This is a genomic window from Peribacillus sp. FSL E2-0159 (genome assembly GCF_038643155.1).
In the GTDB taxonomy this organism is placed as follows: Bacteria; Bacillota; Bacilli; order Bacillales; family DSM-1321; genus Peribacillus; species Peribacillus simplex.
Genome location: NZ_CP152053.1, coordinates 141,492 through 163,448, shown reverse-complemented (window position 1 = coordinate 163,448; position 21,957 = coordinate 141,492). Strand labels below are relative to the sequence as shown.

31 protein-coding genes and 1 pseudogene are annotated in these 21,957 nt (G+C 40.3%); 3 read left to right on the top strand and 29 right to left on the bottom strand.

What is annotated here, in order from left to right; genetic code table 11:
* Positions 1-67: 67 nt before the first annotated feature.
* Positions 68-820 (top strand): polysaccharide deacetylase family sporulation protein PdaB, encoded by a 753-nt coding sequence (gene pdaB, locus NYE63_RS00920; RefSeq protein WP_342603745.1) that lies wholly within the window; start codon positions 68-70, stop codon positions 818-820.
* Positions 821-912: 92 nt separating this feature from the next.
* Here the strand turns inward: pdaB and NYE63_RS00915 are convergent, their stop codons facing one another.
* On the bottom strand, positions 913-1,593 hold the full coding sequence (locus tag NYE63_RS00915) for a KinB-signaling pathway activation protein (protein ID WP_063235816.1): 681 nt from the start codon (positions 1,591-1,593) through the stop codon (positions 913-915).
* Between the two features lie 137 nt (positions 1,594-1,730).
* On the opposite strand from NYE63_RS00915, the gene gerD reads away from it, so the two are divergent.
* Entirely contained in the window at positions 1,731-2,309 is a 579-nt protein-coding gene (gene gerD, locus NYE63_RS00910) for a spore germination lipoprotein GerD (protein ID WP_063235815.1), read from the top strand.
* Positions 2,310-2,345: 36 nt separating this feature from the next.
* On the opposite strand, the gene NYE63_RS00905 is transcribed toward gerD, so the two are convergent.
* The 5 genes from NYE63_RS00905 to NYE63_RS00885 form a co-directional block, all read right to left on the bottom strand.
* The gene (locus tag NYE63_RS00905) at positions 2,346-3,404 is read right to left on the bottom strand and encodes an Mrp/NBP35 family ATP-binding protein (RefSeq protein WP_342603744.1); all 1,059 of its coding nucleotides are present in this window, start codon (positions 3,402-3,404) and stop codon (positions 2,346-2,348) included.
* 139 nt (positions 3,405-3,543) lie between these two features.
* Complete coding sequence (gene cwlD / locus NYE63_RS00900; RefSeq protein WP_342603743.1) at positions 3,544-4,260, bottom strand: N-acetylmuramoyl-L-alanine amidase CwlD; 717 nt, start codon at positions 4,258-4,260, stop codon at positions 3,544-3,546.
* Between the two features lie 83 nt (positions 4,261-4,343).
* Positions 4,344-4,769, bottom strand: coding sequence for a DUF2521 family protein (locus NYE63_RS00895; protein WP_342603742.1), 426 nt, complete (start codon positions 4,767-4,769; stop codon positions 4,344-4,346).
* Between the two features lie 594 nt (positions 4,770-5,363).
* Positions 5,364-5,894 (bottom strand): ECF transporter S component, encoded by a 531-nt coding sequence (locus tag NYE63_RS00890; RefSeq protein ID WP_342603741.1) that lies wholly within the window; start codon positions 5,892-5,894, stop codon positions 5,364-5,366.
* 277 nt (positions 5,895-6,171) lie between these two features.
* Complete coding sequence (locus NYE63_RS00885) at positions 6,172-6,717, bottom strand: TetR/AcrR family transcriptional regulator (RefSeq protein WP_342603740.1); 546 nt, start codon at positions 6,715-6,717, stop codon at positions 6,172-6,174.
* A gap of 177 nt (positions 6,718-6,894) precedes the next feature.
* Here NYE63_RS00885 and NYE63_RS00880 point away from each other — a divergent pair, with 177 nt between their 5' ends.
* Positions 6,895-8,343: a DHA2 family efflux MFS transporter permease subunit gene (locus tag NYE63_RS00880; protein ID WP_342603739.1), complete on the top strand. Its 1,449-nt coding sequence runs from the start codon at positions 6,895-6,897 to the stop codon at positions 8,341-8,343.
* Between the two features lie 226 nt (positions 8,344-8,569).
* On the opposite strand, the gene rpsI is transcribed toward NYE63_RS00880, so the two are convergent.
* From rpsI to rplE, 23 genes and pseudogenes are all read right to left on the bottom strand, one after another.
* Positions 8,570-8,962, bottom strand: coding sequence for a 30S ribosomal protein S9 (rpsI, locus tag NYE63_RS00875; protein ID WP_034304957.1), 393 nt, complete (start codon positions 8,960-8,962; stop codon positions 8,570-8,572).
* Positions 8,963-8,982: 20 nt separating this feature from the next.
* A complete protein-coding gene (gene rplM / locus NYE63_RS00870) occupies positions 8,983-9,420 on the bottom strand; it encodes a 50S ribosomal protein L13 (RefSeq protein WP_034304960.1) in 438 nt (145 codons plus the stop codon).
* A 267-nt stretch (positions 9,421-9,687) separates the two neighbouring features.
* On the bottom strand, positions 9,688-10,428 hold the full coding sequence (truA, locus tag NYE63_RS00865; protein WP_342603738.1) for a tRNA pseudouridine(38-40) synthase TruA: 741 nt from the start codon (positions 10,426-10,428) through the stop codon (positions 9,688-9,690).
* A gap of 14 nt (positions 10,429-10,442) precedes the next feature.
* Positions 10,443-11,240 carry an energy-coupling factor transporter transmembrane protein EcfT gene (locus tag NYE63_RS00860; RefSeq protein WP_342603737.1) on the bottom strand — a complete coding sequence of 266 codons (798 nt, stop codon included), beginning with the start codon at positions 11,238-11,240 and terminating at the stop codon, positions 10,443-10,445.
* Positions 11,240-12,106, bottom strand: coding sequence for an energy-coupling factor ABC transporter ATP-binding protein (locus NYE63_RS00855; protein WP_063235806.1), 867 nt, complete (start codon positions 12,104-12,106; stop codon positions 11,240-11,242). Before NYE63_RS00855 ends, NYE63_RS00860 begins: the two co-directional genes overlap by 1 nt.
* The gene (locus NYE63_RS00850; protein WP_144480972.1) at positions 12,082-12,921 is read right to left on the bottom strand and encodes an energy-coupling factor ABC transporter ATP-binding protein; all 840 of its coding nucleotides are present in this window, start codon (positions 12,919-12,921) and stop codon (positions 12,082-12,084) included. The genes NYE63_RS00855 and NYE63_RS00850 overlap by 25 nt, the downstream gene beginning before the upstream one ends.
* 366 nt (positions 12,922-13,287) lie before the next feature.
* Complete coding sequence (gene rplQ, locus NYE63_RS00845; protein WP_034304973.1) at positions 13,288-13,650, bottom strand: 50S ribosomal protein L17; 363 nt, start codon at positions 13,648-13,650, stop codon at positions 13,288-13,290.
* 83 nt (positions 13,651-13,733) lie between these two features.
* Positions 13,734-14,678, bottom strand: a complete 945-nt coding sequence (locus NYE63_RS00840) for a DNA-directed RNA polymerase subunit alpha (RefSeq protein WP_034304976.1) — start codon at positions 14,676-14,678, stop codon at positions 13,734-13,736.
* 177 nt (positions 14,679-14,855) lie between these two features.
* A complete protein-coding gene (gene rpsK, locus NYE63_RS00835; RefSeq protein WP_028390438.1) occupies positions 14,856-15,245 on the bottom strand; it encodes a 30S ribosomal protein S11 in 390 nt (129 codons plus the stop codon).
* A 22-nt stretch (positions 15,246-15,267) separates the two neighbouring features.
* The gene (rpsM, locus tag NYE63_RS00830) at positions 15,268-15,633 is read right to left on the bottom strand and encodes a 30S ribosomal protein S13 (RefSeq protein ID WP_063235804.1); all 366 of its coding nucleotides are present in this window, start codon (positions 15,631-15,633) and stop codon (positions 15,268-15,270) included.
* A 22-nt stretch (positions 15,634-15,655) separates the two neighbouring features.
* The gene (gene rpmJ, locus NYE63_RS00825) at positions 15,656-15,769 is read right to left on the bottom strand and encodes a 50S ribosomal protein L36 (protein ID WP_003156543.1); all 114 of its coding nucleotides are present in this window, start codon (positions 15,767-15,769) and stop codon (positions 15,656-15,658) included.
* Between the two features lie 40 nt (positions 15,770-15,809).
* Complete coding sequence (gene infA / locus NYE63_RS00820; protein WP_028390440.1) at positions 15,810-16,028, bottom strand: translation initiation factor IF-1; 219 nt, start codon at positions 16,026-16,028, stop codon at positions 15,810-15,812.
* A 42-nt stretch (positions 16,029-16,070) separates the two neighbouring features.
* Positions 16,071-16,522: pseudogene (locus NYE63_RS00815) on the bottom strand (M24 family metallopeptidase); the annotation flags it as partial.
* 71 nt (positions 16,523-16,593) lie between these two features.
* A complete protein-coding gene (locus NYE63_RS00810) occupies positions 16,594-17,247 on the bottom strand; it encodes an adenylate kinase (protein ID WP_342603736.1) in 654 nt (217 codons plus the stop codon).
* A 58-nt stretch (positions 17,248-17,305) separates the two neighbouring features.
* Positions 17,306-18,601: a preprotein translocase subunit SecY gene (gene secY / locus NYE63_RS00805; RefSeq protein ID WP_057276478.1), complete on the bottom strand. Its 1,296-nt coding sequence runs from the start codon at positions 18,599-18,601 to the stop codon at positions 17,306-17,308.
* Entirely contained in the window at positions 18,601-19,041 is a 441-nt protein-coding gene (rplO, locus tag NYE63_RS00800; RefSeq protein WP_063235801.1) for a 50S ribosomal protein L15, read from the bottom strand. Before rplO ends, secY begins: the two co-directional genes overlap by 1 nt.
* Before the next feature lie 32 nt (positions 19,042-19,073).
* Positions 19,074-19,256, bottom strand: a complete 183-nt coding sequence (gene rpmD, locus NYE63_RS00795; RefSeq protein WP_063235800.1) for a 50S ribosomal protein L30 — start codon at positions 19,254-19,256, stop codon at positions 19,074-19,076.
* Positions 19,257-19,272: 16 nt separating this feature from the next.
* On the bottom strand, positions 19,273-19,773 hold the full coding sequence (rpsE, locus tag NYE63_RS00790) for a 30S ribosomal protein S5 (protein ID WP_034304987.1): 501 nt from the start codon (positions 19,771-19,773) through the stop codon (positions 19,273-19,275).
* Positions 19,774-19,795: 22 nt separating this feature from the next.
* On the bottom strand, positions 19,796-20,158 hold the full coding sequence (rplR, locus tag NYE63_RS00785) for a 50S ribosomal protein L18 (protein WP_063235799.1): 363 nt from the start codon (positions 20,156-20,158) through the stop codon (positions 19,796-19,798).
* A 32-nt stretch (positions 20,159-20,190) separates the two neighbouring features.
* On the bottom strand, positions 20,191-20,727 hold the full coding sequence (rplF, locus tag NYE63_RS00780; protein ID WP_063235798.1) for a 50S ribosomal protein L6: 537 nt from the start codon (positions 20,725-20,727) through the stop codon (positions 20,191-20,193).
* A gap of 30 nt (positions 20,728-20,757) precedes the next feature.
* Positions 20,758-21,156 carry a 30S ribosomal protein S8 gene (gene rpsH, locus NYE63_RS00775; protein WP_034304995.1) on the bottom strand — a complete coding sequence of 133 codons (399 nt, stop codon included), beginning with the start codon at positions 21,154-21,156 and terminating at the stop codon, positions 20,758-20,760.
* Positions 21,157-21,186: 30 nt separating this feature from the next.
* Positions 21,187-21,372, bottom strand: coding sequence for a type Z 30S ribosomal protein S14 (locus tag NYE63_RS00770; protein ID WP_034304998.1), 186 nt, complete (start codon positions 21,370-21,372; stop codon positions 21,187-21,189).
* A gap of 25 nt (positions 21,373-21,397) precedes the next feature.
* On the bottom strand, positions 21,398-21,937 hold the full coding sequence (rplE, locus tag NYE63_RS00765; protein WP_063235797.1) for a 50S ribosomal protein L5: 540 nt from the start codon (positions 21,935-21,937) through the stop codon (positions 21,398-21,400).
* Positions 21,938-21,957: the final 20 nt, after the last annotated feature.

Sequence of the window (21,957 nt, the reverse complement as noted above, 5' to 3'; positions counted from 1 at the left end):
TTTGCATAACAATAATCCTCGCGCATAAATTTGAAGACAAGAGTCTTATGGACAAGGGGATGGATTAATGAAATTTTTCATGGTGCTTCGAGCCAAGAACATCAAATATTATTCGTTAATTTTACTTACGGCACTTTTTACCGCTTGGTTCCTTTTTGTACAAAACATTCTTCATGCCCCCGTTTTTTCTACAGAGGATGGGCCGAAAGCGGTTTATAAAGGGGAAAAGAATGTTGCGATCACGTTCAATATTGGCTGGGGTGATGAGAAAGCCGCTCCGATAATAAAGACATTAAAAAGTGAAAAGATTAAATCTGCCACTTTTTTCCTATCGGGATCTTGGGCTGAACGTCATCCGGATATAGTAGCCGAAATTGTGAAAGAAGGATATGAAATCGGCATCCTCGGTTATGATTATAAGGATTATTCCGAAATGGAAGATCAAGAAATCATCCGGGATATTTCTAAAGCCCAGGAAGCATTTAAAAAGCTTAACGTAAAAAATATAGAACTTTTACGCGCTCCCACCGGTCACTTTGATAAACGCCTCTTAAAGATCAGTGAGAAATTCGGATACACCGTTGTCCATTGGAGCATCGATTCAAAGGATTGGACCAATCCAGGTGTGGAACGGATCGTTCAGAACATCACCAAGGCCCAAAAGGGTGATATCATCTTATTACATGCTTCAGACTCAGCAAAACAAACGAATAAGGCATTGCCAGAGTTAATAAGTGAACTACGAACAAAAAATTTAAACTTCGTTAACGTTTCCGAAATGATTTCCAATTCATCAGCAAGCAGTGAGGAAATCCGCTGAATGAAAAAACTGCGTACTAATGGTTTCCATGAACCTTTAGTACGCAGTTTTTTGTTTTGACTTCCCTATGTATGGCCCGACTTACATATAGGTTAGCTGCCTTTACCTAATTCACCGGCCTTCATTTTTCCCTTTGCTGGAGTTTGCTTACGCCCTCTTTTACTGGCCAATTCCTTTTGTGACCGTTCAATCAATTTGCTCAGGACCAATAATTGATAAGCATTGCAGACTAGCAACGGAAACAGCATGAAGTAAAGCCAGCTTTCATCATTGGCACTTAGGACAGGTATCCACTCCAAAACCGTGACCACGACCATGAAAAATAAGGCCGGTATAAACGACTGTTTATTCGTTTGTTTCATTTTAAAATAAGCTGTAACAAGCCCCGCGGCCAATACAACCAATGCTAACACGATGTAGGAACTGATCCCCTCGCCTGAACCAAAGCTAAGATATCGCAGGTAAACAAGATCGAATACAACAAAAAGAATGAGTACAAGCTGAACGGCATTCCATAAGGAAGCGCTTTTAAATATCCCTAGACCAAAACGATGTATCGTTAAATAGGCAAAAAAGCCGGCTTGGCTTATGACACTGAAAATTAATCCAACACCGAATAACCAAATAAAAGTTGATAGGATGGCACTGACTTCAAAAGAAGAAAAATAAGGCTTAAACTCACTCCATCGAGCCAAGAACCCTACAACTCCGCCCGTTACGCCACCTATAAGCAATGTTGTTAAAAACAATTTAACTAAATTACGGCTGTTCATTGTTTTCCTCCATACATTTCTATTTCATTTCCTTAATTGTACCAACCAAATTTGGAAAAATCCACTTATTCCACCAAGGAATAATATCGCCGATTGGAACCATATTAACAATATGAAGTATGAAAGGGGCCCTGCGTATGAGAGTGGGAGTTGCTTTGCTTTTCACGTCATTCTTACTCGTTTGTTCCGGTTGTGCACAAAATGGAACAGGCGCAGAAAAAATGGAGTATGAAGAGACAAAGAAAATGGTCGTTGATATCTTGAAGACAGATGATGGAAAAAAAGCCATCCAGGATATCATAGCTGATGATAAAACGAAAGCTGAACTTATTATGGATTCCGATGTCATTAAGAAATCCATTGAAGATATGGTCACTTCAGATAAAGGGAAGGAATTTTGGAAAAAGACATTTAATGATCCTGAATTTGCCTCCGCTTATGCTAAAGCATTAGAAGATGAACATAAAAAGGTATTGAAGGACTTAACTGCTGATCCTCAGTATCGTGGAATGCTCATGGAAATAATGAAAGAACCGGATATGGAAAAAGAAATGAATAAATTATTAAAAACCAAAGAAATGCGTGCCGTCTATAAAGAGCTGATCATCGAAACAATGGAGAGTCCGCTCGTTCAAGCGAAAATGCAAGAAAGATTGGATAAAGCAGCCACTAAAGCGGTAGAGAAGGAAAACAAGGAGAAAAAGGAAAAAGAATAAAATGAAGGCTGATTCCAATTGGAATCAGCCTTCATTTTATTGTAGTTTTTCAATGACCTTTTTAGCAATGTCCTCGTAAATCCTGCCAAGCCTATGGTCCGCTGCGTAAATCGATGGAGCAAAGTCCTCTTCATTCCAATCTGGCTGTTGCAGGGGAAGTTGACCTAAAACTTCTGTCCGAAGCTCTTCTGCAAGCTTCACGCCGCCGCCTTTTCCGAATACATATTCTTTTTCACCAGTCGTTTTACTTTCGAAGAATGACATATTCTCTATGACACCAATGACTTCGTGTTCTGTCTTGATGGCCATGGCACCAGCTCTAGCAGCAACGAAGGCTGCAGTCGGATGCGGTGTCGTAACGATGATTTCTTTACATGAAGGGAGCATCGTGTGAACGTCCAAAGCAACATCACCTGTACCCGGCGGTAAGTCAAGGACCAAATAATCCAAATCTCCCCATTCCACTTCATTAAAGAAACTGTTAAGCATTTTACCCAGCATCGGTCCTCTCCAGATGATCGGCGCGTTATCCTCTACAAAAAAGCCCATGGAGATAACTTGGACGCCAAAGCGTTCTACAGGAATGATTTTTTCCCCGCGAACAACCGGTCTTTTTGTTATCCCCATCATATCAGGTACGCTGAATCCATAAATATCGGCGTCAACCAGTCCGACCTTTTTACCCAAACGAGCAAGTGAAGTAGCGAAATTAACTGAAATCGTAGATTTTCCCACCCCGCCTTTACCACTGGCGATCGCAATGAATTGTGTCTTGCTGTTAGGCCCAAGCAAACCTTGGCCCGCCTCATCCTGAGGAATGCTTTCACGATGCTTAGCTAACTCCTCTTCTGAAAGTTCCGTGAAACGGATGCCTACAGATTCCGCTCCGTTCGTTTTCAGCAAGTCCACAACTTCCGATTGCATTTGCATTTGTTCGGCAGTCCCCGTTTTCGCAATCGCAAGTTTAACGCTTACATGATTCTTTTCAGGTTTTATTTTGATTTCTATAATTCCATTTGTCTCTTCAAGGTTTTTATGTAGAAAAGGGTCTTTTAGATCCTTTAATAAATTCAGCACTTTCTCTTCTGTTAACAAGTCGAGCACCCCTTTGAAATTTATTTTCCCATTTTTCAGTATAACATATTACGAAAAGAAAGCTTATTATCTACCCTGCATCCGAAACCAGATTATTTTCCCATAATAAAAAGGCCTTGTACCTTACAAGACCCAGACATCACTCTTCATCAGATAGTTTCCCCTCTGTAAAGTACCGTAAAATACCCATATATATCGAACTGGCAACCTTTTCTTGATACTTATCACTGATAAGACGTTCCCTTTCCTCAGAATTGGAAAGAAATCCAATTTCCACAAGTGCTCCCGGTTTCTTTGCATTATTCATCAAATACACATTATTAATCGTTTTTGCATCACGCTTTGTATTTTCCAGGTTTCTAATGATTTCAGTCTGAATGAATTTTGCCACCTGTTCATTTTCCTCGAACCTGCTTGTATAAAATGTCTGTGCACCTTTCGATGACGCTGATGGAAAAGAGTTCAAATGAATGCTTAAGAATAAGTCCGCTTCCGAATCATTGATCATTTCAACCCGATTCCGTAAGTCCTCTTGTTTTCGCTGGCGGATCCCCTTCGTATTACCCTGTGCCAAATCCTCATCCTTCTCACGGGTCATGATGACAAGGGCACCCTGTTCCTGTAAATAGTCCCTGACCTTTAATGAAACGGAAAGGGCAATTTCCTTTTCCATTACCTCTTGTACATTTGCCCCGCCATCCATTCCTCCGTGACCTGCATCCAGAATGATGACCTTACCTGCCAACGGAAGGTTCCAGGAGTCCCATGAATCATCTTCAACAAATTTAAAAGTCACAATTAAAAAAAGGACAAACAATCCCATAGCGATTCCTGTATATTTCAGCTTTCTGCGCATGACCGTTCCCCTTCCATGATCTCTCTACTAAAAAGTATGGGACAAACCATGGAATTAGAACAAGGAATGGGATTTTTGCCTTCTTAATGCAGTTTCATTTTATATCGTTTTTCTCCAGTCTTAAAGCCGTCCAGCCACCAATCCCCCACAAACCCTTCACAGCAATAAAATAAACCTTCATCGAAAGCGTTATTCGCTGTAACTTCCCGCCAATACAAAATAAAGTTAAAAAGCGTATCGACCAAAAACTTCTCTTCCTTCCAACACCTGGCCCTTACATCTTCTTCCGACTCACCATAATAGCCAAACTTACTATAGTTCGCTCCTAATAAATAAGCCTCGATGGCAACATCAAAGTAGCCTTCCTCCAAAACATCCATCAAATCCTGTCCAAAGTAACGCTGAATCCTTCCCTTCATATCCTCGATGGAAAGTTCCCTGAGCAATCTACGTTCGAACTTCAATTGCCTTTCCCTTTGCATCTCCTGTAAACCTAATATCACAGCCATATTTCACCTCCGGGGCGATTCCCCATTTCCCAAAATTATTTCCCAAGACATAATTTAGTTTTTGCGTTCTATTTTGAACCATTCATTTATTCCATTGGCAAAAAATAATCAGGATAGGATTGTCTGGTAATTGAAAAAGGCCTATCGGTATGCGATATGCTATCTTCTATAAGAAACCTGTTAAAGTGCTGACTGCACATTTCGGATGATGAAAGTCTCCTGCAAGGGTAATAATGGTCCTGGAAAGCTTGGAGTTATCCCCCGTAACCCGCCACTCAAGCTGCTACCCGAGGCTGACCTTGCTGACTTGGGCCGCTCACTGCGCATGTCCCTTTGGACTTTGATCAATACTAATGATTTATGTCGTGTTTATCCTTTAATTATCCAGCCAACCTGTATGGCACCTTCAGGCTTTGTGATCTATTAAGATAAAAAGGACATCCCTGGTAAACGGATGTCCTTTTCTAACATGATATAACAAAAGTCATTTAATGCCCGCTTACTTAGCAGGATGTCTTTTATTCAGAGCGCCCTACAACATTTAAACGGTGGTGCAATACAAAGTTTGAAATGGCTTCCTATATTTGTTTCACTTTATATCTGTCCAGCTCTTTTCTTTAATCGTCCAGCAAGCGGCACTACAATTATACCGGCTATCACGACCTGCATTACGTTTCCGGGGATGGAGCCAAATGGCTGTATCCAGTTTCCATAAAGAATAACTTCAACAAAATAGTAGCCGACGATTTTTATAATCAATGCAACGGCAACGGCGAAAGTGTATACTAATTCTCTTTTGCCCGGTACCTTTTCGGATATAAGGCCGGCTAGAAAGCCCATAGCTCCCACGATGACGAATGTAAACGGTGCCCATGCTGCCCAACCAGAGAAAAGATCGAAGAAGGCCATACCGAAGGCGCCTGCTATCGCTCCTGTTTTTTTGCCATATACCAAAGCTGCTATAAAAAGGGGAACGTTACCCAGATGGATTAGGCCTCCGTTACCCATTATTGGGAGCTTGATGTTGATGAACATTGTCGCTACAAGGGTTAATGCAATGAATAGCGCATTGATGACCAAGGCTTTTGTTTTAGTTGTTACAATCGGTGAGTATGTTGAATTCATATGAAGTCCTCTTTCTTTTTTTAAGTATTATCATACTCCTAATCGGAAACTTAATAAATATGGATTTTACAAAAAATTCTGTATTACACAAATAAACTCATGTGTAAACAAATGGAACTCAACTATCACCAACGTCTCCGCGGCGTTTCATTTGCATCCGATGCTGGAAATGTGGTCAAATCTTTTGCCGGGCATAAAAAAACACACCCAACCAAATAATTGAACGAAACTGCGCCCTTAATGAAATTCAAGGTTCATACAAACGAATTTAGAATCATTACACTCTGTACATCAAATAAATTTGATTGGCCATATAATCTGAACTAAAATGAAGCCCCTTTCTTAACCACCATATTATAATGCCTACCAATGAGGCCGTTTTAATATCAAAGTCAACATAATCAGCAGGTAAATCCTTCTTGGTATTCTTCCTTCTTATTTCTACTAATTGCTTTAATAATGAAAACAATTGGTCCTCGAACTGATTCATTTTAAATAAAATAAGTAAATAATTTCGATGGATATATAAATAATCAAGCAATTGTGTTAGCTGTTGTTTTTCTGATAAATCTTTTGCATGTATTAAAGCAACAATTTTATCAGAAAGCTCATTTAAAATCTCATCCGTGATTTGCTTTAGTAAATCTTGAATATCCTGATAATGTAAGTAGAATGTTGTCCGATTTAATCCTGCTTTGGCTGCAATTTTCTGAACCGTTAAATTTGAAATTGCGGGATCCTCGCATAAGAGAGCAATGACCGCATTTTTAAACATTTCCCTTGACCGAATTGTACGAGGATCTTCTTTTTTAGATATAGACATTTTAAACTCCTTTATAGATTTTTCCCTGACTTCCACAACAGCATATATTCTCTATGTCGATTAGTGAACATCTTCAAGAAAACTGTTCATGGTAAGGAACACATATTTTTGTTACCATCGATTTTATCGACACGATGTTGAGAATGCAAGTCAAAAATAAAGGGGTTGTCGAAAGAAATGGACATAACAGAAGGAAATAAAAAAGTTTTATTAATTGTATTGATTGCTGGCTGTTTTTTATCAACATTAAATCAGACTTTATTAAATGTTGCATTGAGTGGCTTAATGGACGTATTTCATGTAACGGCTGCAACTGTACAATGGTTATCAACAGGCTTTATGCTAGTAAACGGTGTTTTAGTGCCGATTACGGCTTTTTTAATGAAGCGGTTTACAACAAGGCAGCTATTTATTAGCTCGATGTTCTTTTTGTTCATTGGATCTGTACTTTGTGCATGTGCGTTGAATTTTGGCATGTTGTTAACGGGAAGAATGATTCAAGCAATTGGTGCCGGGATTATTATGCCTCTAATGATGACAGTTATTTTGTATTTATATCCTAGCGAAAAGCGTGGAAGTGTTATGGGGACAATCGGATTTGCGATGATTTTTGCTCCTGCTATCGCTCCTACTTTATCTGGTTTTATCATTGAGTATATTTCATGGAGATGGCTATTTATTGGGTTAACCCCTTTTATATTAATCGTCATTGTTCTAGCATTCAAATATTTAATGAATGTTGCGGAGACAACAAAAGCAAGGTTAGATATCACAAGTGTCATTTTATCAACGATTGGTTTTGGCTGTATTTTATTTGGATTTAGTAGCGCAGGAAGCAAGGGATGGGATAATCTCGTTGTCATAACTACCATTATCGTCGGAATAATCGTGACGACTCTATTCTGTATACGTCAAATGAAATCCAATGATCCATTATTAAATTTATCCGTATTTAAGTATAAAATTTTCACTCTCACATCTTTCATCAACGTCCTAATTACAATGATTATGTATGCGGATTTAATACTTTTACCACTTTACTTGCAGAATGGACGAGGTTTTACAGCATTTGAAGCAGGTTTACTGTTATTACCTGGAGCTGTCATTAATGCCTTCTTATCCCCCATCACAGGTAAGATGTATGATAAATACGGTGCTAAACCACTCTTTATTACAGGTTTACTATTTATCATTGTTTCGATGTGGGGAGTCATTGATATAAACGAATCCACAACCTATATCTATTTAATGGTTCGCACCATTATTTTACGAATTGGATTAAGCTTTATAACCATGCCTTTAAATACTGCTGGGTTAAATGCTTTACCAAGAGAATTGGGTTCCCATGGTTCAGCCGTAAATAATACCATTCGCCAATTGTCAGGTGCTATTGGCACAGCAGTCGTCATCACAGTGTATACAATGCAAGCAACTATACATGCCTCTGAGCTATCAATGCAAAATGCAAACATTCCAGCTATACAACTAGAGGCATTAGCTTCTATCTTTGGCTCAAGTGATGCCTATGTTTTTATGTTAATCTTATCTTTTGTGGCGTTAATTTTTACATGCTTCATGCCTAAAAAAGCCGCAATCAAAAAAAACGAAAGTAAATCACATATTTAAAACAAAGCATATCTGGGATATCTCAGATATGCTTTGTTTTTTTAATATCTTTCAGTTCCACACAATCCATCACTGAATAATAACGTGAAACTGAAAGAGATACTGAAACAAAAGAAACTGCCAAATCCAAAGGTTCATGAAGCATGATGTGACGGTCAAAAGCTTTTTCCGGGCATAAAAAAGACCCCCAACCAAAATGGTTGAGAGCCTTGAAACGGTAATAGAATTAACGTTTTGAGAACTGAGGTGCACGACGTGCGCCTTTAAGACCGTATTTTTTACGTTCTTTCATACGTGGGTCACGAGTAAGTAAACCAGCAGTTTTAAGAGATGGACGGTATTCTGGATCAACTTGAAGCAATGCACGAGCGATACCGTGACGGATTGCTCCAGCTTGACCAGTGTATCCACCACCGCTAACGTTTACTAGAACGTCGTAATTTCCAGTAGTTTCTGTTGCAACTAGTGGTTGGTTAACAACTTCACGTAATGCTGCGAAAGGAATATATTCATTGATGTCACGACCGTTAATAACGATGCGACCTTCGCCTGGTACTAAACGTACACGAGCTACTGAGCTCTTACGGCGACCAGTACCATAATATTGAACTTGTGCCAAGATAGTAACCTCCTTAGTAATTATCCGCGTAATTCGTATACTTCTGGTTGTTGAGCAGCGTGTGGGTGCTCAGCTCCAGCGTATACGTGTAATTTTTTGTAGATTTGACGACCAAGAGAATTCTTTGGAAGCATACCTTTGATAGCAAGTTCAAGCATTCTCTCAGGGTAGTTTGTACGCATTTCAAGAGCAGTTCTAGTTTTAAGACCGCCTGGATGCATAGTGTGACGGTAATAAATTTTGTCAGTCAATTTTTTACCAGTCAAATGGATTTTTTCAACATTGATAAGAATTACATGATCACCAGTGTCAATGTTCGGTGTAAAAGTTGGTTTATGTTTACCACGTAGAATGGATGCTACTTCAGTAGAAAGGCGACCCAAAGTTTTGCCTTCAGCGTCAATCACATACCATTTACGTTCTACTTCATTAGCTTTCGCCATAAATGTCGTACGCATGGTTAACCTCCTAAAAAACTTTTTAATTTTTTATATTTATTTTCAATCACAATAAACTTCCGGGGCTTATCGTGGGATTAAAATACATACCATATTATATTAACTTCTCCCAGATTCATTGTCAAGGGAATGTTACACTAGGATAAGTTGTCTATAAAACACTCTCTGCAACTCCATGAAAAGGTCTGTATAGCGTCAAACCGCTCCATTACTGATTTCATCCCGTTTCCCATTTGTAAAAAAACTGGTATCACTTCGAAAATATTTTTATTTGTAAAATACTTTCCATAAATACAAGCCTTGGGCTGGTGCTGTTTTTCCTGCAAAGCTGCGGTCCTTTTTGTCCAATATCCCGATCATATCCCGGGGTGACATCTTGCCGCTGCCGACATCCAGGAGCGTCCCAACCAGGATACGCACCATATTATACAAAAAACCTTCGCCAACGAAGCGGAAAACCATGAAACCATCGCTCTCTTCAAAATCCATTTCCTGTATCGTTCGAACTTTATCGACCACTTCCGTTTTTGCCGAACAAAAACTTGTAAAGTCATGTGTCCCTATCAAATAGGAGATTGCTTCCCTCATCGCCTCCCCATCTAATGGGTAGGGATAATGATAGGCGTAATTCCGCTTAAACGGATCCCGTAGTTTCGAGCGGGCTATAATATAACGGTACTCTTTCCCAGTCGTATGAAACCTCGCATGAAAATCGTCTGGTACGATTTCAACTTCCAGAACGATGATATCGGTCGGAAGAAGGGCGCTGAACGCCTTTACCCAATTTCCCGTAGGAAATGTAAGGGGCGATTCAAAGTGAAGTACCTGCCCCTTTGCATGGACCCCTGAATCTGTCCTGCCTGAAGCAGTCACTTTTATAATTGTGCCTTTATGCATTTGGGCCAAGACTGCCTCGAATTCACTTTGTATGGTGCGTTTCTCAGGCTGCACCTGATAACCCGCAAATTCCGTGCCGTCATAAGCGATCACACATTTATATTTTGGCATAGTTCTCTTCCTTATTATGAACGTAATAAAAATAACATGACCGTTAGAATACCTATTGAGACCATCAAAAGGCTATCAATAGTCTTCCAGTCCAATTTGCGATATTTCGTGCGGCCTTCCCCGCCACGGTATCCTCTAGATTCCATGGCAGTTGCCAATTCTTCCGCCCGTTTGAACGAACTAACAAATAAAGGAACAAGCAGCGGTACAATCGATTTAACCCTGTCCTTTATCGGGCCAGATGAAAAGTCAACGCCCCTTGCAGTTTGGGCCTTCATGATTTTTTCCGTTTCCTCCATTAGCGTTGGAATGAATCGAAGGGCGATGGACATCATCAATGCCAGTTCGTGTACAGGCATCTTCCACTTTTTCAAGGGCCCCAACAGCTCTTCCATGCCATCTGTAATGGATATCGGTGAAGTCGTCAAAGTTAAAAGTGACGTAACAAGGATTAGTAAAGTAAATCTAACGGATATGAAAAGACCTTGAATCAGACCGCCCTCATAGATTTCAAACCAACCGTATTCAAAAAGCAATTCCCCTTCTTTCGTAAACAATATATGGAGAAGGAATGTAAATACGATCAAGAAAAAGATTGGTTTTAACCCATTATAAAGATAGCGAAGCGGTATTTTGGAAAGACTGATCAATAGGATGGTGAATACAGCAAGCAAACCGTAAGAAACGACATTATTCGCCAAAAAGACGACACAAACAAACAGGAAAACCAGGAGCAATTTAGCCCTTGGGTCCATCTTGTGCATCAGTGAATTTGCAGGGACATAACGGCCGATAATCATTTTATCCAGCATCAGCGGTTCCCCCGTTTCATGGCTTTATCTATTTCTACCGCTAAATCACCGATATTAAGACATGGATGATCGAATCGAACACCAAGTTCCTTCTGGAGCTTTAGCTGAAAACGGACCGTATCAGGAACATCCAGACCAAGCTCCATTAATTGTTCCGGCTCTGAGAAAATTTCCTGAGGGGTACCTTTTTTGAACACCGTACCTTTATGCATGATAATTATGTCATCCGCGTATTTGGCTGCATCCTCCATGCTATGTGTCACCAGAATCATTGAAATGCCTCTTGCTTTATGCAAATCATAAAACATATCCATGATTTCTTTGCGTCCTCGCGGATCCAGTCCCGCTGTGGGCTCATCAAGTACCAATACTTCCGGTTCCATGGCAAGTACCCCAGCGATGGCAACCCGTCGCATTTGTCCGCCGGATAAATCGAATGGGGATTTTTCAAGAATTTCCTCATTCAATCCGACTTGCGCGATGGCTTTCCTGGCCAGTTTCTTAGCATCGATTTCAGAAACGCCAAAATTCATGGGTCCGAAACATATATCCTTTTCAACCGTTTCATCAAATAGCTGATGTTCCGGAAACTGAAAAACAATACCGACCTTTTGTCTAATTGGCCGCAACGCCTTCTCTTTTTTTCCGGCCTCAATCGTCCGATCCCCAATGAAGACCCGACCCTTCGTCGGTTTTAATAGAGCATTCAAATGCTGCAGTAGCGTGGATTTCCCGGACCCTGTATGCCCGATGATTGCGGTATAGGTTCCCGGCTCCATTGAAATATTGACATCATGAAGGGCTAGATGTTCAAAAGGAGTATTCACCTGATAGCGGTATTCTACATCATCGAGTGTAATTCGCATAAATCCTTCACCAACTCTTCCTCTGTCAAATGCCCATCAACTACACGAACACCATTTTTTTGTAACTCCTTGGTTAGTTTCACTGAAAAAGGAATATCCAGACCAAGAGCAATCAATTCTTCCTCTAACTCAAAAATATCCTGAGGCGGTCCTTCACGATATAACCGACCTTGGTTCATTACTATCATTCGATCAGCTTTCGCAGCTTCCTCAAGATCATGGGTGATTGATATAACAGTAATCTCGTTTTCCAGTTTTAATTCCCTAACTGTTTCAAGCACTTCTTCACGGCCTCTTGGGTCAAGCATGGAGGTTGCTTCATCTAAGATGATTATGTCTGGCTGCAAGGCTATTACACCTGCTATGGCCACTCTTTGCTTTTGACCGCCGGATAGATGGTGCGGCTCTTGATTAAGAAAGGCATTCATTTTAACCTTATTTAACGCACCATGAACACGCTCCACCATAACCTGCTGAGAAACACCGGCGTTTTCTAAACCAAAAGCCACATCATCCTGAACTGTAGTGCCTACAAACTGATTATCTGGGTTTTGAAAAACCATGCCAATTCTCTGGCGTACATCCCAAACGGATTCTTCAGTCAAAAGTTGATCATTAATAGTAATGGTACCTGAGTTAGCGAACTGAAGACCATTCAATAACTTCGCTAATGTCGACTTGCCAGAACCATTATGCCCGACAATCGCAAGCCACTCCCCCTGATGAATATCAAAAGAAACATCATCCAAGGCGTTTCGAGACTGACCCTCATATTTAAAAACAATATTATTTAAAGAAACCAGCTTCTTCACTATGTGGCCCTCCTCATCCTCGACTGCACTCGTCTAATCTAAACTCTGCTCACTCAATATAAATATAGTAGTTTTTCCTTCTGAAAATATAAAAAAACGCTGCACCCCTTCCACCGAAAGAATTTTCGGTAAATTAAGAGCAGCTAACAGCGGGCCTGTTACGAAAAACAGGTTATCTTATAATCGCTTATCAAAAGCGGGAAGGGATGCTTGAGCTAGACGTGAAGGCTCCCTGCATAATACAGGTTCCGCCAGCCATCGTAACACTCAATGCGAATTTCTAAATGACAGAATTTCTATTTAAAAAAAGAAAAAGGGCATAGAACAAGTGAGTATATTCATTTGTCCCGCCCTTTTTCATCGTTGTTATTAAACTAATTCAATAACCACGACTGGTGCACCGTCACCGCGGCGTGGACCAACTTTCATGATACGAGTGTATCCACCTTGACGTTCTTCATAACGTGGAGCCACGTCACTGAATAGTTTTTGAAGGGCATCTGTGCCATTCTCAGCGTCAGCGATTTCGTTACGGATGAATGATGCAGCTTGACGGCGTGCATGCAAGTCACCACGTTTACCAAGAGTGATCATTTTATCTACTACAGAACGTAATTCTTTTGCACGTGCTTCAGTAGTTTCAATGCGCTCATGGATAATAAGATCCGTAGCTAAATCACGAAGTAATGCTTTACGTTGTGCGCTAGTGCGTCCTAACTTTCTGTAACCCATTAGAGATTCCCTCCTTTGTTGAAGTTCTATATTGTGTGTCTAAAACAAGGCTCACAACATAATGGATTGATTCCGCCATGTTATCAGTCGTCTTTACGAAGACCTAAGCCTAATTCTTCTAGTTTCGCTTTCACTTCTTCAAGTGATTTACGACCTAGATTACGTACTTTCATCATATCTTCTTCCGTTTTATGAGCTAGCTCTTGAACGGTATTGATTCCAGCACGTTTCAAGCAGTTGTAAGAACGAACAGAAAGATCTAATTCTTCGATCGTCATCTCAAGAACTTTTTCTTTTTGATCTTCTTCTTTTTCAACCATGATTTCAGCATTTTGAGCTTCATCGGTTAAACCAACAAAGATATTTAAATGCTCTGTTAAAATCTTAGCTCCAAGTGCTACCGCTTCTTGCGGACCAGTACTGCCATCAGTCCAAACATCGAACGTTAACTTGTCAAAGTTAGACAACTGTCCAACACGTGTATTTTCAACTTGGAAAGATACGCGTGAAACTGGAGTGTAAAGAGCATCGATTGGAATTACACCAATTGGCTGGTCTTCTCTCTTGTTTTGAACAGCAGGAGTGTAGCCGCGGCCGCGACGTGCAGATAAACGCATACGCATATGACCGTTTTTACCAATTGTAGCAATATATAAATCCGGATTAAGAATTTCTACATCACTATCATGAGTGATATCAGCAGCCGTGATGACTCCGTCACCTTGAACGTCAATTTCCAGCGTCTTCTCTTCATCAGAGTAAATCTTAAGAGCTAGTTTTTTCACATTAAGAATGATAGATGTTACATCTTCCACGACGCCTTCAATTGTTGAGAACTCATGTAGCACTCCATCAATTTGTATAGCTGTGACAGCAGCACCTGGGAGTGAGGATAAAAGGATACGACGTAAGGAGTTACCCAATGTAGTACCATACCCACGCTCTAGTGGCTCTACGACGAATTTACCGTATTTGGTATCGTCGTTGATTTCAACCGTTTCGATTTTTGGTTTTTCTATTTCGATCATCAACAAACCCTCCTTCAAAACGTCAAAACCCCGGCAAGTAAACGAATTCACTTAAACCGAAATTCCCCATGTATACGTTCCCGCTGTGCGCAACAACTGAAAATTAATCCTCTGTAAGAACGCAAACTCAGTATTATATCCCATTATTGACAGGAATACAAAATCTATACAGAAAAATTAAACACGGCGACGTTTTGGTGGACGGCATCCGTTATGTGGAACTGGAGTTACATCTTTAATTGCAGTTACTTCTAGGCCAGCAGCTTGAAGTGCACGAATAGCAGCCTCACGTCCAGCACCAGGTCCTTTAACTGTAACTTCAAGAGTTTTCATACCATGTTCAATTGATGTTTTAGCAGCTGTTTCAGCAGCCATTTGTGCAGCAAATGGAGTGGATTTACGAGATCCACGGAATCCTAGAGCTCCAGCACTTGACCAAGAAATAGCATTACCATGAGAGTCAGTGATCGTAACGATAGTGTTATTGAATGTTGAACGAATATGTGCAATACCAGTTTCTATATTCTTTTTCACACGACGTTTACGTGTATTAGTTTTACGTGCCATGAAAAGTAACCTCCTTTACTAATTATTTTTTCTTGTTAGCTACAGTACGACGAGGTCCTTTACGCGTACGAGCATTGTTTTTTGTATTTTGACCGCGAACAGGAAGACCACGACGGTGACGTAAACCACGGTAAGAACCGATTTCCATTAAACGTTTGATGTTTAGGGAGATTTCACGACGAAGGTCGCCTTCTACTTTAAGCTTGTCAATGATATCACGAATTTTGTTCAATTCGTCTTCCGTTAAGTCACGAACGCGAGTTTCTTCAGAAATGCCTGCTTCTGCAAGAATCTTAATCGCAGTTTGTTTTCCAATACCATATATATATGTTAATGAGATAACAATCCGTTTGTCACGGGGAATATCTACTCCAGCAATACGTGCCATGCTTGAGTGCACCTCCTTCTATTTAGCCTTGTTTTTGTTTATGTTTAGGGTTTTCGCAAATAACCATAACTTTACCTTTTCTGCGGATAACTTTACACTTTTCGCAGATTGGTTTGACTGATGGTCTGACTTTCATTGCTATCTAACCTCCTTATACAGATCGGAGCGTAACCGGATTATTTGAACCGGTATGTGATTCTGCCGCGAGTTAGATCATACGGGGAAAGCTCAACCGTAACTTTATCTCCAGGCAAAATGCGAATAAAGTGCATACGAATTTTACCGGATACATGAGCTAAAACAGTATGACCATTTTCTAATTCTACCTTAAACATTGCATTTGGCAAAGTCTCTTGTACTGTGCCTTCTACTTCAATTACATCATCTTTCGCCATTAAAGTGATTCTCCCTTCTCTATGCGTGAACCTATTAAAGGTACACATCTTTCCGTCAACATTACTACAGTCCAATTATCCTCATAAGTCTTACAATTCTGCATCAAGTATTCACCATTTTGTAGAACCAGGCTTAAACTGAGGACCTTTATCAGTTGGACCGAAATGAGGATTTTATTGGTCCTCATGTAAGTCTTGACCGATTCCGTGACCGACATACTCTCGAAATAGAGAAGCAATTAGTCTCGACATAGGTTTGAATAGCATGGGAGATGTTTGAAAGGCGCACGCCTGACATAGCTTCTTTCAACCCTCTATATCACGACTCTTTAGGAATCCCAATAGAGTCACTGCATTTCTTCATCAATTTTGCCGACCGGATATGTCCATGAAGATCACTTAAAAAGTAATCGCCCAATTCAGGGAATACCAAGTACAAGAACCTGATTAATAAATGTGCGAATGCTCTCGCGAAATCCATTATACCCTTTGTATTATAGGAATGCACCAAGTTTAACTAGTAAGTTATAAAAATGGTATGAATTTCATAAATCAATACGAATGATTAATTTTGTAAAGCACCAAGCAACACATCGATATCTTCAAATACCTTATTAATATCTTGCTGTCCGTTAATGTTGACCAAGTATCCTTTGTCTCCGTAGAAATCAAGAAGTGGCTTGGTTTGTTTCAAATTCACATCTAAGCGATTTTGAACCGTTTCTGCATTATCGTCGGCACGTTGATATAATTCTCCGCCGCAGCGGTCGCATACATCCTCATTAGCAGGAGGATTGAATACAAGATGGTATGTCGCACCACATGATTTGCAAATACGACGTCCTGTCAATCTTTCCATTAAGATGTTTTTATCAACATCGATATTAATGACAAAATTCATATTGCGATCTAAATCAGTAAGAATGCTTTCAAGTGCCTCTGCCTGTGCCACAGTACGTGGAAATCCATCAAGCAAAAATCCTTTTAGGCAGTCTTCCTTGCTTAAACGCTCACGTACGATGCCAATGGTAACTTCATCAGGTACCAATTCGCCTTTGTCCATGAATGATTTCGCCTTTAGACCTAATTCTGTTCCATCTTTGATAGCTGTTCGGAACATATCTCCAGTAGAGATATGAGGGATATTATATTTTTCTACGATTTGTTCAGCTTGAGTGCCCTTACCAGCACCCGGCAGACCCATTAACACTAGATTCAATTTTCTTCCCCCTCAAACTCTATAATGGGTAAAGGGAACAAGCCGTTCCCAAAACTCATTACTTTATAAAGCCTTTATAGTGTCTCTTCACAAGTTGTGATTCCAGCTGCTTCATCGTATCAAGGGCAACCCCCACTACGATCAGCAAACTGGTACCACCAATCTGTGCAGATTGAGGTAGATCAGCAAGCTTAATGAAAAATACCGGTAAAACGGCAATGATGGCTAAAAATATTGAGCCTACAAACGTCAAACGGTATAAAACACGTGTTAAATATTCTTGTGTACTCTTACCTGGACGAATCCCCGGCACATAGCCACCTTGCTTTTTCAAATTCTCAGCCATTTGTTCAGGGTTAACCTGAATGAATGCATAAAAATACGCAAAAGCAATGATAAGAGCAACATATATGATCATACCAATTGGCTTGGTGTAATCAAGATTTGTTGATATCCAACTAGTCACGCTGTTCTTTCCAAAGAAAGAAGCGATTGTAGTGGGAGTAATGATAAATGCCATTGCAAAGATTACCGGAATAACCCCCGCAGCATTTACTTTCAATGGTAAATGAGTAGACTGGCCACCCATTTGTGTACGACCTACCGCAGCACGTTTCGCATACTGAATAGGAATTTTTCGTAATGCCTGCTGAATGAAGATAACAGCAACCACGATTGCTAATACTGCTAAAACAATGAGGATAATCGTTATGATTCGTAAGAATAATTGATCACCGGCATTTTCAAATTGTTGGGCGTAAATCTGATTTGCCGTATTTGGCAAACTAGCTACGATACCAGCAAAGATTATGATGGAAATCCCATTACCCACACCCTTAGCAGTGATCAGCTCCCCTAACCACAAAAGAAAAGCTGTTCCTGCCGTTAAGACAGTCGCAATAAGCAAGTATGTTGCAATTCCAGGATTTTCAATCAACTGGCCACCTGACATATTATTGAACCCATAAGACATACCAACTGCTTGGATAAATCCTAGGATAATAGTGAAGTAACGAGTGAATTGAGCTAATTTACGGCGCCCTGCTTCTCCTTGTTTAGACCATTCAGTGAACTTAGGAACAACATCCATCTGTAACAGTTGAACGATGATAGATGCCGTGATGTACGGCATGATACCCATCGCTAATATGGAAAAGTTTTGCAGTGCTCCGCCGCCAAAGGTATTTAAAAGACCGATGACGCTCAGCTGGTCCTGTTCAGCGAGAAAATCGGCATTCACATGCGGTACAGGTATAAATGTACCGATGCGATAGACGATTAACATTAGAAGGGTAAAAATAATCTTATTCCTTATTTCACCCACGCGCATAAAATTGGAGATCGTGCGAAACATTAGATCACCTCTGTTTTACCGCCAGCAGCTTCGATAGCTTCTTTAGCAGTAGAAGAGAATTTGTGAGCTTTAACAGTAAGCTTTTTCTCAATGCTTCCTTTTGCAAGAATTTTGATTCCTGCTTTTTCTTTACTTACAACTCCAGTCTCTAGTAAAAGAGCTGGTGTTACTTCAGTACCGTCTTCGAAAAGATTTAACGTATCAAGATTCACGATAGCATAGTCTTTACGGTTGATGTTGGTAAATCCACGTTTAGGCAAACGTCTGAATAGAGGAGTTTGACCCCCTTCAAATCCAAGACGCACACCGCCGCCGGAGCGAGCGTTTTGTCCTTTGTGTCCTTTACCTGCTGTTTTACCGTTACCAGATCCAATACCGCGACCTTTACGTTTACGTTCTTTACGAGAACCTTCTGCAGCTTTTAACTCATGAAGTTTCATGTTGGCACCTCCTTGTTAAGTTAAAAATTATTTTATTGTTCTTTTACAGTAACAAGATGAGATACTTTGGTAATCATACCGCGAATCGCAGGGTTATCTTCTTGAATAACCGTTTGATGCATTTTGCGTAAACCCAAAGTGTTAACTGTAACACGTTGATCTTCAGGACGACCAATCAAGCTGCGAGTGAGGGTAATTTCTAATTTATTAGCCATAATTCGATTTCCCTCCTTATCCTAACAGTTCTTGTACTGATTTCCCACGTAACTTAGCTACGTCTTCAGCACGTTTCAATTGCTTCAATCCTTCAATTGTTGCGCGAACCATATTAATAGGTGTATTAGTACCTAGTGATTTAGACAAGATATCACTTACTCCGCCTAATTCAAGTACCGCACGAACAGGACCACCAGCAATTACTCCTGTACCTTCAGAAGCTGGTTTCAATAGAATGTGACCTGCGCCATAGCGACCGTTCACAAGGTGAGGAATAGTAGTTCCAACCATTGGTACAGTAATTAGATTTTTCTTAGCATCCTCAATAGCTTTACGGATAGCATCCGGAACTTCTTGAGCTTTACCAGTACCAAATCCAACATGACCATTTTTATCACCAACAACAACTAGTGCAGTGAAACGGAAACGACGTCCGCCTTTAACAACTTTAGCTACACGATTTACTGTAACTACGCGTTCTTCAAGTTCTAATTTATTAGGATCAATGCTACGCATCTGTTATGTCCCTCCTTATCCATTAAAATTCTAAGCCGTTTTCACGAGCAGCGTCAGCCAATGCTTTAACACGACCATGGAAGAGGTAACCACCGCGGTCAAATACCACAGCTTTGAAACCTTTTTCAACAGCACGTTTCGCAATAAGTTCGCCAACTTTTTGAGCTGCTTCAGCATTGCTACTAGCTTCGATACTGATCTCTTTATCAAGAGTTGAAGCACTTGCTAATGTTACGCCTTTTGCATCGTCAATTAATTGTGCGTAAATGTGTTTGTTTGAACGGAACACATTTAAACGAGGACGAGCTTCCGTTCCAGAAAGCTTAGCACGTACACGCGCATGTCTTTTCTGACGAGTAGCATTTTTATCAAGCTTCGTAATCATTTACGTCACTCCTTTCGTTTACTTATGCGGCATTACTTACCGGTTTTACCTTCTTTACGACGAACGAATTCGCCTTCGTAACGAATCCCTTTACCTTTATACGGTTCAGGTGGGCGAACATCACGGATATTAGCTGCTAGAGCTCCTACACGTTCTTTGTTTGCACCTTTGATGATTACTTTTGTATTAGAAGGAACTTCGACTTCAACGCCAGCTTCTGGCTCTATTTCTACAGGGTGGGAATATCCAACGTTAAGGATAAGCTTAGTACCTTGCTTTTGTGCGCGGTACCCAACCCCAATAAGTTCAAGTGATTTTACGAATCCTGTTGATACACCTTCAACCATGTTAGAGATAAGTGCGCGAGTAGTACCGTGTAAAGAACGGTGATTCTTCTCGTCAGACGGACGTGTAACAGTTAACACGTTCTCTTCAACAACGATTGAAAGGTCAGGATTGAATGATCTAGTTAATTCACCTTTAGGTCCTTTAACAGTTACTTCACTTCCAGTAACAGTAACTGTAACGCCTGCAGGGATTTCAATAGGTTTTTTACCTATACGAGACATAATGTGCACCTCCATTCTTGTGAAAATGTATTACCAAACGTATGCTAAAACTTCTCCGCCAACTTGTTTAGAGCGAGCTTCCTTGTCTGTTAAAACTCCGTGAGAAGTAGAAACAATTGCGATACCTAAACCGTTAAGAACGCGTGGTACCTCTCCAGTTTTTGCATATACACGCAAACCAGGTTTGCTGATACGTTTTAGACCAGTGATAACACGTTCGTTGTTTGCACCGTATTTTAAGAAGATACGGATGATACCTTGTTTATTGTCTTCGATTAATTCAAAGTCACGTACGAAGCCTTCACTTTTTAAGATCTCAGCAATTTCCTTTTTGATCTTTGAAGCAGGAACTTCCAGTTTTTCGTGACGAACCATATTCGCATTACGGATGCGAGTAAGCATATCTGCAATAGGATCTGTCATGACCATTATATTTTACCTCCTTCCCAAACTCGGGTTTTACCAGCTAGCTTTTTTAACGCCAGGAATTTGTCCTTTATATGCAAGTTCGCGGAAACAAATACGACAAAGTTTAAATTTACGTAATACAGAATGTGGACGTCCGCAACGTTCGCAACGTGTATATTCTTGTACTTTAAACTTTTGTTCGCGTTTTTGCTTTACGATCATAGACTTTTTAGCCACGATTTCGCCTCCCTTTATTTAGAGATTACTTTTGGAACGGCATTCCAACTTGAGTAAGTAGTTCACGAGCTTCTTCGTCAGTGTTGGCAGTCGTTACGATAACGATGTCCATACCACGAACTTTGCTCACTTTATCGTAATCAATCTCAGGGAAGATAAGTTGTTCTTTAACGCCTAATGTATAGTTCCCACGTCCGTCAAAAGATTTCTTTGAAACGCCACGGAAATCACGTACACGCGGTAAAGATACAGATACTAGCTTATCAAGGAATTGATACATACGTTCTCCACGTAATGTAACTTTCGCTCCGATAGGCATACCTTCACGCAAACGGAAGCCTGCGATTGATTTTTTTGCTTTTGTTATAACAGGTTTTTGACCAGTGATCAATGTAAGTTCTTCAACAGCTGTATCTAAAGCTTTCGAGTTAGATACTGCGTCACCCACACCCATGTTAATAACGATTTTCTCAATGTTTGGTACTTGCATTACTGATTGATAGTTGAATTTGCCCATCAATGATGGTGTAATTTCACTTTTTAATTTTTCTTTAAGGCGGCTCATTGCTTAGTGTACCTCCCTTC